The organism is Streptomyces panacea, assembly GCF_040560175.1.
Taxonomy (GTDB): domain Bacteria; phylum Actinomycetota; class Actinomycetes; order Streptomycetales; family Streptomycetaceae; genus Streptomyces; species Streptomyces panacea.
In genome coordinates this window covers 21,363-34,446 of sequence record NZ_JARJHW010000009.1, presented here as the reverse complement: position 1 = coordinate 34,446, position 13,084 = coordinate 21,363, and the positions used below count along the sequence as shown (strand labels likewise).

Annotated in this window: 13 protein-coding genes; 8 read left to right on the top strand and 5 right to left on the bottom strand. The window is 70.5% G+C overall.

What is annotated here, in order from left to right; genetic code table 11:
- The first annotated feature begins 188 nt into the window (after positions 1-188).
- Positions 189-467, top strand: a complete 279-nt coding sequence (locus P3L51_RS04245) for a hypothetical protein (protein WP_354603671.1) — start codon at positions 189-191, stop codon at positions 465-467.
- 16 nt (positions 468-483) lie between these two features.
- Here the strand turns inward: P3L51_RS04245 and P3L51_RS04240 are convergent, their stop codons facing one another.
- Positions 484-888, bottom strand: coding sequence for a cupin domain-containing protein (locus P3L51_RS04240; RefSeq protein ID WP_354603670.1), 405 nt, complete (start codon positions 886-888; stop codon positions 484-486).
- Between the two features lie 52 nt (positions 889-940).
- On the opposite strand from P3L51_RS04240, the gene P3L51_RS04235 reads away from it, so the two are divergent.
- A complete protein-coding gene (locus tag P3L51_RS04235) occupies positions 941-1,951 on the top strand; it encodes a GlxA family transcriptional regulator (RefSeq protein ID WP_435594367.1) in 1,011 nt (336 codons plus the stop codon).
- 202 nt (positions 1,952-2,153) lie between these two features.
- Here P3L51_RS04235 and ligA read toward each other — a convergent pair whose 3' ends face one another.
- The 3 genes from ligA to hemC form a co-directional block, all read right to left on the bottom strand.
- Positions 2,154-4,346 (bottom strand): NAD-dependent DNA ligase LigA, encoded by a 2,193-nt coding sequence (gene ligA, locus P3L51_RS04230; protein ID WP_354603668.1) that lies wholly within the window; start codon positions 4,344-4,346, stop codon positions 2,154-2,156.
- 90 nt (positions 4,347-4,436) lie between these two features.
- Entirely contained in the window at positions 4,437-5,360 is a 924-nt protein-coding gene (locus tag P3L51_RS04225; RefSeq protein WP_354603667.1) for a TIGR03564 family F420-dependent LLM class oxidoreductase, read from the bottom strand.
- Positions 5,361-5,469: 109 nt separating this feature from the next.
- Positions 5,470-6,405: a hydroxymethylbilane synthase gene (gene hemC / locus P3L51_RS04220; protein ID WP_354603666.1), complete on the bottom strand. Its 936-nt coding sequence runs from the start codon at positions 6,403-6,405 to the stop codon at positions 5,470-5,472.
- Between the two features lie 156 nt (positions 6,406-6,561).
- Between hemC and P3L51_RS04215 the strand changes: the two genes are divergently transcribed.
- Positions 6,562-7,356, top strand: a complete 795-nt coding sequence (locus P3L51_RS04215; protein ID WP_354603665.1) for a calcium-binding protein — start codon at positions 6,562-6,564, stop codon at positions 7,354-7,356.
- Between the two features lie 120 nt (positions 7,357-7,476).
- Here P3L51_RS04215 and P3L51_RS04210 read toward each other — a convergent pair whose 3' ends face one another.
- Entirely contained in the window at positions 7,477-7,602 is a 126-nt protein-coding gene (locus P3L51_RS04210) for a hypothetical protein (protein ID WP_354603664.1), read from the bottom strand.
- A 395-nt stretch (positions 7,603-7,997) separates the two neighbouring features.
- Here P3L51_RS04210 and P3L51_RS04205 point away from each other — a divergent pair, with 395 nt between their 5' ends.
- The 5 genes from P3L51_RS04205 to rox all read left to right on the top strand — a co-directional run bounded on the left by P3L51_RS04205 (position 7,998) and on the right by rox (position 13,074).
- Complete coding sequence (locus P3L51_RS04205; RefSeq protein WP_354603663.1) at positions 7,998-9,206, top strand: cytochrome P450; 1,209 nt, start codon at positions 7,998-8,000, stop codon at positions 9,204-9,206.
- A gap of 10 nt (positions 9,207-9,216) precedes the next feature.
- Positions 9,217-10,344 carry a type III polyketide synthase gene (locus P3L51_RS04200; protein WP_354603662.1) on the top strand — a complete coding sequence of 376 codons (1,128 nt, stop codon included), beginning with the start codon at positions 9,217-9,219 and terminating at the stop codon, positions 10,342-10,344.
- A gap of 150 nt (positions 10,345-10,494) precedes the next feature.
- Positions 10,495-10,953: a hypothetical protein gene (locus tag P3L51_RS04195; protein WP_354603661.1), complete on the top strand. Its 459-nt coding sequence runs from the start codon at positions 10,495-10,497 to the stop codon at positions 10,951-10,953.
- A complete protein-coding gene (locus P3L51_RS04190; RefSeq protein ID WP_354603660.1) occupies positions 10,950-11,366 on the top strand; it encodes a hypothetical protein in 417 nt (138 codons plus the stop codon). Before P3L51_RS04195 ends, P3L51_RS04190 begins: the two co-directional genes overlap by 4 nt.
- 280 nt (positions 11,367-11,646) lie before the next feature.
- On the top strand, positions 11,647-13,074 hold the full coding sequence (rox, locus tag P3L51_RS04185; RefSeq protein ID WP_354603659.1) for a rifampin monooxygenase: 1,428 nt from the start codon (positions 11,647-11,649) through the stop codon (positions 13,072-13,074).
- Positions 13,075-13,084 lie beyond the last annotated feature (10 nt).

Below are 13,084 nucleotides of genomic sequence, written 5' to 3'. Positions count from 1 at the left end.
TCCGACACCCCACACCGCGCTGAGCCGGCTGAACGCTCTCGTGGGCGAGTGGGACATGCGGGTCGCCGGCCGCCGAGCGGGGCCGGTCCGAACCGAGTTCTCCTGGCTGGAGGACGGCGCCTTTCCGGTCCAGCGCTCGGACGGACGCGGGGCCCACGACGGGGTTCCCGCCGGAGTGGGGGCCGCACGTGCCGTTCCCCACCAGCACGATCATCGGCTACGACGACACAGCCGACGAGTTCACGACGTCGTACGCCGACGGCCGGGGCGTCGCGCGGGTCTACCGTACGAGCCTGACCGCCGGCGTATGGAAGCAGTGGCGCGCGGCACCGGGCTTCCACCAGCGGTTCGCCGCGGCCTTCGACGAGGCCGGGGACACGATCCAGGGCGGTTGGGAGCGGTCGGCGGTCGGCGGACGGCGAACGCTGGGCGGCCGACTTCGACGTCACGTACGTCCGGGCCGGTGATCGAGGACGTACGCCGTCAGGAGCCGAGCGCGTGGCCCGTCGTCGCGTCGACATGGTCCGGGATCTCGTCGTGCCGGTCACCGACCGTCGACGTCCCGGAGGGCTCGAAGAGCAGGATCTCCGCGCGGGACGGGGCGTACGGCTTGTGCTCCGTACCGCGAGGGACCGTGAACACCGCGCCCCGTGGCAGCACGACCGTGCGCTCGCCGGCGGGCTCGCGCAACGAGATCCGCAGCTCTCCTTCGAGTACGAGGAAGAACTCGTCGGTGTTCTCGTGGACGTGCCAGACGTGCTCGCCCTCGGCCTTGGCCACGCGCACGTCGTAGTCGTTGACGCGGGTCACGATACGGGGACTCCACAGGGCGTCGAAGGAGGTCAGCGCCTTGTCGAGGGAGATGGGCTCGTTGCGTTCATCGTTCATGCGCCCATGCTCGTTCGTTCCGTCCGACCGGTGTGAGTGCTAGGAATTGCATATGGCGCAAGAATCCTCGCACGGTCCATTGCGGAGTGGTCCGAGTACCGCTCGGCGCACCCACCGGGTCGTCGTGATCGTGGACGAGAACTCGAACCCCTTCGAGCTCGGCTGCGCGACCGAGATCTTCGGTCTGCGCAGGCCCGAGATCGGCCGCGATCTCTACGACTTCCGCCTCTGCTCCCCCGAGCCGAGCACCCTGATGCGGGACGGATTCTTCACGCTCACGGGCGTCGCCGACCTGGCGGTGGCCGACACGGCGGACACCTTGATCGTCCCCAACCGGCCCGATGTCGAGGTGCCCCGCCGCACGGCCGTGCTCGACGCCGTCCGGCGGGCCCACGCGCGCGGCGCGCGCCTCGTCGGCTTCTGCAGCGGCGCCTTCACCCTGGCCGAGGCGGGGGTGCTGGACGGGCGCCGGGCCACCGCGCACTGGCAGTGGGCGGACTCCTTCCGGGCCCGCTTCCCCTCCGTACAGCTGGAGTCGGACGTGCTGTTCGTCGACGACGGCGACATCCTCACGGCGGCGGGGAGCGCCGCCGCGCTCGACCTCGGGCTGCATGTGGTCCGCCGAGACCACGGCGCGGAGGTCGCCAACTCCGTGAGCCGGCGGCTTGTCTTCGCGGCGCACCGGGACGGCGGGCAGCGGCAGTTCGTGGAACGTCCGGTACCCGACCTGCCGGACGAGTCACTGGCGCCCGTCCTGGCCTGGGCGCAGGAGCGACTGAACTCCCCGCTCACGGTGGCCGACCTGGCTGCGCGCGCGTCGGTCAGTCCCGCGACGCTGCATCGGCGCTTCCAGGCGCAACTGGGCACCACTCCGCTGGCGTGGCTCACCGGCGAACGCGTCGCCCTCGCCTGTCGCTTGATCGAACGGGGCGAGTCACGCTTCGAGTTGGTCGCGCGCCGCAGCGGCCTCGGCACCGCGACGAATCTGCGGACGCTCATCCGACGCGAGACGGGCCTGACGCCGTCGGCCTACCAGCGCCGGTTCGGCCCCGGCCCGAACTGATGACCTGACCGGTCCGTCGCCGATCGGTCCTGACGGACGCGGGCGTGCAGGTGCGTGTCGTGCCACCCGTCCGCGTGCGGCGCGGCCCACGCCGGACGCCTCGCCCTCGAACCCGGCTTTGGCGGCCGGCGTCGGCTGACCCGACCCGGCGAACGCGCCGGCGGGTATCGCGCGAAAGGTCAAGCACGGCACGGCGTTTCCCTCACCGGGCCACCTCGTCAGCGGCGCCTTTCCCACCGCCGCCGTCTTCGTCGTCGTTCCCGCCACTGCCACCGTCACCGCCGTCGCCGCTGTCGCCGTTGCCGTTGCCCAGAAGCTCCGCGATCATCTCCGCGAACTCGTCCGGTGAGGCGATCCGTGTACCGAGCGTCTCGGCCTTCTCCCGCTTGGACCCGGCGTTCTCACCCGCGACCAGGAGGGACGTGCGCTTGGAGACACTGGAGGAGGACTTGCCGCCCGCGCGCTCGATCAGTTCGTTCATCTCGTTGCGCGAGAGCCTCTCCAGCGGTCCCGTCATCGCGCCCGTGACCACCACGGTCATACCGTCCAACGGACCGCTCCCCACCGCGACTTCGCCGTCCTCGGAAGCCGCCGGGTCGTCCGACGGAGGCGTCGCGCCCGGCTCGGTCATGTTCACTCCGGCCGCGCGCAGCTTGTCGATCAGCTCCGCCAGCTCGGCCAGCTCCGCCACGATCGTCGGGGCCTTCTCCCCACCGATCCCGTCGACCCGCCGCATCGCCTCCTCGTTCGCGGCGCACAGCACGTCCATGGTCGCGAAGTGCCGTGCGATCCGGCGGGACATGGAGCGTCCGGTACCGCGCACGCCGAGTGCGGCCAGCACACGGGAGAGCGGTTGCCCCTTGGCACGCTCGATCGCGGCCAGGAGATTGTCCGTGCTGGTCTCCCCCATCCGGTCGAGAGCGAGGATCTGCTCGCGGGTGAGCGTGAACAGGTCGCCGATGTCCGCGACGAGACCGGAGTCGACGAGCTGGACGACGCGGGTCGCCCCCAGGCCCTCGATGTCGAACTGGTCGCGTCCGGCGGCGTACGAGATGGACGCGACGACATGGCAGTTACGGCCCCGCACACAGCGCCAGCGCTGCTCGGAGGTGTCGATGTCCGAGCCGCACTGCGGGCACACCTCGGGGAAGACGATGGCCTTCTCCTCCCCCGTACGCAGATGCGCGACGGGCGCCTCCACGCGGGGAATGATGTCGCCCGCCTTGTACACCATGACGTGGTCGCCGATCCGCAGATCACGGCGGGTGATGTCGTTCGGGTTGTGCAGGGTGGCGTACGTGACGGTCGAGCCGTCTATCTCGACCGGTTCCAGAACGGCGCGCGGCGCGATGGTGCCCGTACGGCCGACGTTCCACTCCACGTCCAGCAGCCGTGTCACCTTCTCGACCGCCGGAAGCTTCCACGCGATGGCCCAGCGCGGCGCGCGGGAGCCCGATCCCGCGGCCAGCTGGTCCGCCGCGGCGTCGGCCTTGATGACGATGCCGTCGATGCCGAAGGGCAGCTCCGCGCGGAGCGCCGCTATCTCCTCCACCCGGACGCGCACGGCCTCGGCGTCGGTCACCGTCCTGGGCGGGACCGTGGTGCCGGCCGTCGTGTGCACGCCCAGACCTCCGGCGAGCGTGAGCACCTCGCTGTGCGGCAGCTCGGTGAGCGAGGCGGCCAGGTCGCCGCCGGATTCCGCGAGGGGCAGCGCCGCGTACGCGAAGAACGTCATCTCCACCTGGTAAGGGCGGTCCTTGGCCCGTACGCTCCCGGCCGCCGCGCTGCGCGGATTCGCGAACGGCGTTCCGCCGTGGCTCGTACGGAGCGTGTTGGCCTGTTCGAACTGCTCGGTGGTCATCAGGACCTCGCCCCGCACTTCGAGCGTGACGGGCTCCGCGAGCCGGTCGGGCAGGCCCGCGATCATCCCGATCGCGTGCGAGACGTCCTCTCCCGCCAGCCCGTCGCCGCGCGTGATCAGCCGGGCCAGCAGGCCGTTCTCGTACCTGGCGGCGACGGCCAGTCCGTCCAGCTTCGGCTCGACGCTCCAGCGCTCCACCGGCCGCCCGATCCGCCGCTCCACGGACGCCGCCCAGACGGTGAACTCGTCGCCGCCGAAAACGTTGTCCAGGGACAGCATCGGCACCGTGTGCGGTACGTCCCCGACCACCGCGCCGCCCGCGACCTTCCCGCTGGGCGAGTCCGCCGAGATCTCCTCCGGGTGAGCCTCCTCATAGGCCGCTATGCCCCGCGCCAAGCGGTCGTAGGCGTCGTCGTCCAGGGCGCTCTCGCCCGTCGCGTAGTAGGCGGCGGCGGCCTTCGTCGCGGTCTCCACCGCGACGGAGTAGGCGGCTGCGTCGACAAGAACGGCTGCGGGTGTCGTCATGTCCCACATCTTGCCGCCCCCCACTGACAACGCCCCCGCCCGAGCTGCGGGCAGGGGCCTGACCAGGGTGTTCCTCGCTGGTGGGGGCCGAGCGGGCGCTCAGCTCGCGAGTTGCCCGAGGAGATCCCAGGTACGGCGCCGGTCGGCGTCACCGGTGATCTCGGTGCCCGCGAACACGACCTCCGTCGCCCCGGCGTCCCGGTAGCGCCGCACCTCCGCTGCGACCGTACGCTCGTCGCCGACCACCGCCACGTCGACGCCCCGTTTGCCGCCGGAGAGCTCGATGGCCCGCGCGTAGGACGGGATCTGCTCGTAGAACGCGAGCGTGTCGGTGAGCGTCTCGCGTACCGCTTCGACATCGTCGGTGACCACGCCGTGCACGAGCGCCACGATCCGGGGCGCGGGGCGGCCCGCGGCCTCGGCGGCCGCGTTGACGGCCGGGACGATGTGGTCGGCCAGGGCGCGGGGCCCGGCGAGATAGGGCAGGATCCCGTCAGCCAGCTCCCCGCTGACACGCAGTGCCTGTGGGCCCATCGCGGCGACAAGCAGCGGCACACCGGCGTCGGCTCCCGGCACACGCGCGGGGATGGCGGTGTGCGTGGTGAGCAGCTCGCCCTCGAAGTCGGCGGCTCCGGTCTCGGTCAACTGCCGCAGGACGGTGAGGAATTCACGCAGCCGGGCGACGGGACGTTCGAACGGGATACCGAAGCCGCCCTCGATGAGGAACTTGGCGCCGAGCGCGACGCCGAGGTGGTAGCGACCGTGCGTGGCCGCCTGCGCGGTCAGTGCCTGGCTCGCCACGGTCAGCGGGTGCCGTCCGAAGACGGGGATCGCGGAGGTGCCCACCTGGAGGGCCGGTACCTCACGTCCGACGATCGCCGCGAGTTGCGGCGAGTCGGCACCGAAGGTCTGACCGAACCAGGCGGACCGCAGTCCCGCCGCCGCGGCCTCCTCGGCGAGCCGTACGGTGGCGTCGATCTGGTTGTCGGGATCCGTCGCGTTGAGTGCTACTCCCACAGTCATGTCAGGGAAACCAGCGCCCGCCGGTCACGCATTCCGTTCTTGTGTGACGGCTGTGTGTCGGCTCGGCCCGGCAGCTGTACGGGTCAACTCGCCGCCGGGCAAAGGCATTTCAGTGCGCGATGGAATCGATCAGCTCGCGTGCCCCCTGGCGGAGGAGGGCGACGGCGACCGAGGTGCCGAGGGTCGCCGGGTCGAGCGGGCCGGCCCATTCGTGCGCGTTGAGGACCGTCTTGCCGTCCGGGGTGAAGACCCGGGCGCGCAGGGAGAGGCCGCCGCTGCGCTCCGCGTGCGCGAATCCGGCGATCGGGCTGTTGCAGTGTCCCTGGAGGACATGGAGGAACATCCGCTCGGCGGAGGCTTCCTTGTACGTGTCGCGGTCGCCGAGCGCGGAGACGGCGTCGATGGTGTCGGTGTCCTCCTCCCGGCACTGCAGGGCGAGGATCCCGGCGCCGATGGGCGGGCACATGAGGTCCACCGGCAGTACTTCGGTGATGACGTCGCTCCGCCCGATGCGCTCCAGGCCCGCGACGGCCAGCAGCAGCGCGTCGGCCTCACCGGCCGCGAGCTTCTCCAGCCGGCGGTTGGCGTTTCCGCGCATCGGTACGCAGATGAGGTGCGGGTGGGAGGCGGCGAGCTGGGCGACGCGCCGGACCGATGACGTACCGACGCGGGTACCGGCGGGCAGTTCGTCGAGGGTGTGTCCGCCGGGGTGGATCAGGGCGTCGCGGATGTCGTCCCGCTTGAGGAAGGCGGCGAAGACCGTCCCGGCGGGCAGCGGCCGGTCGGCGGGCACGTCTTTGACGCAGTGCACCGCAAGGTCGGCCTGTCCGGCGAGGAGGGCGGCGTCGACCTCCTTGGTGAAGGCGCCCTTCCCTTCGACCAGGGAGAGGTCGCCCATCCACTTGTCACCGGTCGTCTTGACCGGGACGACCTCGGTCACGATGCCGGGGTGGAGCGCGGTCAGTTCGGCACGCACACGCTCCACCTGGGCGAGGGCCATCGGCGAGTCGCGGGAGACGATGCGGATCAGTTCAGGGGTGGACATGGCGTTCACGATAGAGCGTCGGGTGGGTGCGCCCGCCATCCGACCCGGGTGCCCATCTCGCCCGCGTGAAAGGCACGTTGGGCGCCTCGCGCAGGTGTACGAGTGAAGCGGCCGCGACGCCCGCAACCTTTGCCGCTTTCGGCGGTCATACCTGATATGACCAGACATGCCGTTGTCGCCCTGACCGTCGCCGCGGCGGTCGGCGGGCTCACCGCTCCGACCGCACTCGCGAACAGCGCTTCCGCCACACCCGTACCCGCCCTCGTACCCGTCGCCGTCCCCGCCGATCCGGTGGTCACCGGCGTGACCGTCAACGGTGGGAAGGATGTGGTCGTCGGCACGACCGAACGCAAGACCTTCACCGTCACCGTCCGCGGGAGCGACGACTCCGGCCTCTATCTGGCCGATGTCGACCTGTTGGGGCCGGGGGTCGGCTTCTACACCACCGACGCTCTCTGCGAGACCGCGTCCGCCTGCACCACCACCTTCACCGTCGATCCCCACCTCGATCCGTACAACGACGACGCCGACCTCCGCAACGCCAACGCGGGCAGCTGGTACGTGAACACGCTGGTGGACACCAACGACGGCGCCTCCTTCCTCGCCGAGCACGCCGGCGCCTTCCTGCTCAAGCGGGCCGCGAAACTCACGGTGAACGCCGCGCCCGAGCCGGTCGCGAAGGGCGGCACGATCACGGTCACCGGCAAACTGACCCGGGCGAACTGGGACACCTACCGCTACGCCGGATACACCGGTCAGACGGTGGCGCTCCAGTTCCGCCCGAAGGCCTCCGACACCTACACCACCGTCAAGACCCTCAAGACCGACGGGACGGGCAACCTCCGTACGACCGTGAAGGCCGCTTCCGACGGCTACTGGCGGTGGAACTTCGCCGGTACGACCACCACGGCCCCGAAGAAGGCGACGGGCGACTACGTGGATGTCCGCTGACGGACGCCGGTCCGCTCCGCCGCGCGGGCCGGCGTACCGCTCACCGACCGGTCACCGGCGGAAGACGTTCACCGGCCACTCGGCTTTTCATCGGCCGTCGCCGAACTGAAGGTCCGCGGTTCATCTGCCGGTGTCCCCGTCGCAGTTGAGGGCCTTCACCGGCTCCGGGGCCGCGACCGCCGGAACGGTGAGGCCGAGGGTGAGAGCCGCCGCGGCGGCGGTGGCGAGGAGGAGAGTACGCGTCATCGTGGAGTCCTGACCTGAGGGCGCTCGGTACGCCGAACCACTGAGGTTCTGGCATCCGCGGACCCTCCCGAACCTTGATCGTCCACTCCGCCACCGGAACGAGCGAGCGCGAGGGCGGCCCCGCCCCCGACGCCGCGCTCCGGCGCGTTCGACTGCTCCCCCACCGCGCCGGGCGCGACCTCCCGCGACATAAAGACGCCGTAAGCAGATGGCCGAACGTGTGGCCACGTCTCCGCGAAGTCCGCACTGGGGGTCGGCTGTGTAGGCCCGATCCCGCCGGTTACCCGTACAGGTGAGCTTGGCATCTCCGCGCATGGCGGCTTCTCCCGCACGGAAATAACCCTGAGTTGCCAACGTCACCATGAGTGACCAACCTTGCCCATGGGAGTGCTGTGATGACCGGCGTGGACTCAGTACAGACCTGCCCCTTCCGCCATGACGAGGCCCTGGAACCCGACCCCTTCATGACCCGGATGCGGGTCGAGGCGCCCGTCGCCCGCGTGCGTATGCCGTACGGCGAGGGCGAGTGCTGGCTGGTGACCCGGTACGAGGACGTCAAGACCGTCACCTCGGACCGCCGCTTCAGCCGAGCCGCCCTGATCGGCCAGGACTTCCCCCGGATCACTCCGGCGCCCATCGCGCAGTCCGAGTCGATCAACCTGATGGACCCGCCCGCGCTCAACAGGGTGCGCAAGCTGATCAACAAGGCCTTCACCACCCCACAGGTGGAGGCGCTGCGCCCGTGGACCCAGCGGACCGTGGACGGCCTGCTCGACACCATGGCCAAGAGCGGCGCACCGGCCGACATCGCCGACCACCTCGCCGACCGTCTGCCGCTGATGACAATCTGCGAGCTGCTGGACGTACCGGAGGCGGATCGCCCCCAACTGCGGCAGCGCGCCATGGACATGATGTCCATGAACGCCGCCGACCGGAATTCGGCGGTCGAGGCGAAGGCCTGGCTGCGGGCCTACTTCTCCGAGCTGACGGCGGAGCGGCGGCGCGCGCCCGGCGAGGACCTGATCAGCGGTCTCGCCACCGCGCGTATCGGCGACGAGATGCTCGACGCCGACGAACTCGCCGTGCTGGCCATGCTCCTGGTGATCACCGGCCACGACACCACCACGTACAACATCAGCAACATCATCTACACGCTGCTGACCCAGCCGGAACGCGCGGCCGAACTGCGCGCCCGGCCCGAACTGCTCCCGCAGGCCCTTGAGGAGCTGCTGCGCTACATCCCGTTCCGCCAGGGCGTCGGTATCCCTCGCGTGGCCATGGAGGACGTCGACTTCGACGGTGTCGTCATCAAGGCGGGCGACACGGTGCACGTGTCCTACCTGACCGCCAACCGTGACGACCTCGCCTACGACCGGCCGGACGAGCTCGACTTCCACCGCGAGGACCCAGCCCTCCACATGACCTTCGGGTACGGCAGCCACCACTGCCTGGGCGCCCACCTCGCTCGCATGGTGCTCCAAGTCTCCATCGGCACACTGCTCACCCGTTTCCCCGACCTTCGTCTGGCCGTACCGGCGGAGGAGGTGCGGTGGAACACCGTCTCGATCTGGCGATACCCGCTCGCCCTGCCGGTTACCTGGTAAGGAGCTGATCATGGCAACTCTGTGCAGGCCCGCCATCGCCGTCCCCGAGCACGTCATCACGCTGGAACAGACCGTGGAGCTGGCGCGGCAGCTCCATCCCGATCACCCGCAGCTCGAACTCGCGGTGCGGCTGATCAGCAACACCGGTGTCCGGACCAGACGTCTGGTCCAGCCCATCGAGACGACACTCCGGCATCCCGGCTTCACCACCCGTAACGCCGTCTACGAGGCGGAGGCGAAGAGACGGGTGCCGGAGGCCGTGCTCCGGGCCCTCGCCCACGCCGAACTGACGCCGCAGGACATCGACATGATCGTCTACGTGTCGTGCACAGGCTTCATGATGCCCTCGATGACCGCGTGGCTCATCAACACCATGGGCTTCAGATCGCAGACCCGGCAGCTGCCGATCGCTCAGCTGGGCTGCGCCGCCGGCGGTGCGGCCATCAACCGGGCGCACGACTTCTGCTCGGCGTATCCGCAGGCGAACGTGCTGATCGTGTCCTGCGAGTTCTGCTCACTGTGCTACCAGCCGACGGACCTCGCGGTGGGCAATCTGCTCTCCAACGGCCTCTTCGGGGACGCCGTCGCCGCCGCGGTGGTACGTGGGCAGGGAGGCACCGGCGTACAGCTGGAGCGCAACGGCTCCCACCTGGTACCCGACACGGAGGACTGGATCTCCTACGCGGTCCGAGACACCGGGTTCCACTTCATGCTCGACAAGCGGGTGCCCGGCACCATGTCCGTACTCGCGCCCGCCATGCGGGAGATGGCCGAGCCGCACGACTGGGACGTCTCCGGACTGGACTTCTACATCGTGCACGCCGGCGGGCCCAGGATCCTGGACGACCTCTGCCGGTATCTCGACGTACCGGCGGAGATGTTCCGCTACAGCCGGGCGACCCTCACCGAGCGCGGCAACATCGCCAGCGCGGTCATCTTCGACGCGCTGGACCGCTTCTTCGAGGACGGCGGCGCCGAACACGGCGCGCGAGGGGTGATCGCCGGCTTCGGTCCCGGCATCACGGCCGAACTCACCCTCGGCACCTGGTCGGTGGGCGGACAGGAGAGCGGACAGATCGAACGGGAAGTGATCCTCCCGACGCCCGTCCTGATGTCGCGGTCCGACGCGGTCGGCTGATCCGGGGCGCGTGCTCAAGCGCCGGACGGGCTCAACGCCCGTCCGGCGCGGCGCCCTGTCCGGCGAACGCTCGTGTGCCTGGGGATCCACCGGCGGGACCTACTCCTCGCCGCCGATGCTGAAGCCCCCCTCCGGGCTCTCGTCCCTGTCGTGCCGACCGTGGACGCCGCCAGGAGGGCGTGCGAGGCGCTGGACCGGCCGGCCAGATACGAGGGATTGACGGACCATCAGGCTCAGGACCGTCTGCGCACCGACCTGTTGGAGCTGTTGCTCCGGCTGGTCACCGCTCCCCCGGTACCGGACCCGCTGGGCGCGCTCCGCGAGGCGCTGGACCGGCAGATCGCGATTCCCGCCACCGAACACGACCTGCGGAAGCAGCTGGGTGCCGGGTACGAGCGGCTCTCCGAGCAGGCGCCGCGCACCGCACTGCGCGAGCACACCACGCTGGAGAGGGCCCTGCTCGACAACGCTTACCGCGCCCGCCCGTTCGCGTTCGGCCACGGCAGGGGCGAGCAGCGCCAGGGCAGGCTGCGCGGCTGGCTGCCCGGTCGGCTGCGCGGCCGGGCGGCCGACCCGGCGGCGGCGAACGCCGAGTCGGTGGAGCGGTGAGGGGCCGCCCGCGGTTCGCCGTTCCCGCGTCGCTCCGGTCCCCCCGGACGGCGGCGCGGTCGGCCGGGCACCCGTACTGGGTTCTGGTGCGGGTGGACCTCAAGTCCATCGTCTGGAGCAGGGCGGGCGAGGACGAGGCGGACACCGAGGAGGCGGTGTGGCGCCTGGGCATGGCATCGGGCGCGACCTCCGGATGGCCGGGCACGGACTGGATCGAGGATCTGCTGCTGCAACGGCACGGCTACGAGATGTACGAGACGTGGGCCACCGGCAACCAGCCGTGGGACAGAGGTCCCGTGAAACGGGCCTGGCAGGAATGGGCCGCCGTGCTCGCCAACACGACAGGAGCAACGGCCTGTCCTCGCTCAACAGGCATTTCGACAGTCTGGGCGCGAACAGGTACGGGCTGCTGAACGCGAAGGACTGCACCCGCGAACACCAGGGTTCGTTCATCCGCCGTCACTACGGTCTCGACGTGACGCCCGCTCCGACGCCCGACCCACCGGGAAAACACAGAAGGCAAGGAGCACACCCGCTCCTCGCCACTCTCAACATATAGCGCACTGGGGGGCTTGCGGCAAGACCCCGGTCGTGCCGCAGAATTGTCGGCCGAGGCGCCAGAACATCCCGAAATCGGAGATTCACGGCTTCTGCGCGCTTCTGCATGCCATTGGCGATACATGGGGGTTCTTTGTGTTTGACGTGATCGTGGCCGGCGGCGGACCGACCGGCTTGATGCTGGCCGCCGAGCTGCGGCTGCACGGCGTGCGGACGCTCGTGCTGGAGAAGGAGGCGGAGCCGACCAGCGTGGTCCGCGCGCTCGGTCTGCACGCGCGCAGCATCGAGGTGATGGACCAGCGCGGTCTGCTGGAGCGGTTCCTTGCGCTCGGCCGGCAGTACCCGCTCGGTGGCTTCTTCGCCGGCATCCGCAAGCCGTCGCCGGAGCGGCTGGACACCTCGCATCCGTATGTTCTCAGCATCCCGCAGCCGGTCACCCAGCGGCTGTTGAACGAGCGCGCCACCGAGCTGGGCATCGAGATCCGGCGCGGGTGCGAACTGGTCGGGCTGAGCCAGGACGACGAAGGGGTGGGTGTCGAGCTGGCCGACGGCACGCGGCTGCGCTCGCGCTATCTCGTCGGCTGCGACGGTGGCCGCAGCACGGTGCGCAAGCTGCTCGGCGTCGGCTTCCCCGGTGAGCCCAGCAGGGTCGACACCCTGCTGGGCGAGATGGCGGTGGCCGCGTCGCAGGAGACGCTGACCGCCGTGATGGCCGAGGTCCGCGAGACCCAACCGCGGTTCGGTGCCATGCCCCTCGGGGACGGGGTGTTCCGGGTCGTGGTGCCCGCCACGGGGGTGGCCGAGGACCGCACGGTCCCGCCGACCTTCGAGGAGTTCGAGCGGGAGCTGCGGGCGACCGCCGGCACCGACCTCGGCGTGCACTCACCGCGCTGGCTGTCCCGCTTCGGCGACGCCACCCGGCAGGCGGAGCGCTATCGGAGCGGCCGGGTGCTGCTGGCCGGCGACGCGGCGCACATCCACCCGCCGGTGGGCGGGCAGGGCCTCAACCTCGGTATCCAGGACGCGTTCAACCTCGGCTGGAAGCTGGCCGCCGAGGTGGGCGGCTGGGCACCGGAGGGGCTGCTGGACAGCTACTCCGGTGAACGGCACCCGGTGGCCGCCGACGTGCTGGACAACACCCGCGCGCAGATGGCGTTGATGTCGACCGAGCCGGGCCCCCGGGCCGTGCGCCGGCTGCTGTCGGAACTGATGGACTTCGAGGAGGTGAGCCGGTATCTGACCGAGAAGATCATCGCGGTCGGGGTCCGCTACGACTTCGGCGACGGGCATGAACTGCTCGGCCGGCGGATGCGGGACGTGCCGCTGAAGCGGGGGCGTCTGTACGAGCTGACGCACGGCGGACGCGGTCTGCTGCTCGACGGGACCGGCCGGCTCTCGGTGGCGGGCTGGGCCGACCGGGTCGACCATGTCGTCGACGTGAGCGAGGAGTTGGACGTGCCCGCGGTGCTGTTGCGGCCGGACGGCCATGTGGCGTGGGTCGGCGAGGACCAGGCGGATCTGCTCGACCGGCTGCCCAAGTGGTTCGGTGTGGCCCTGAGTTGAGCGCATGGCG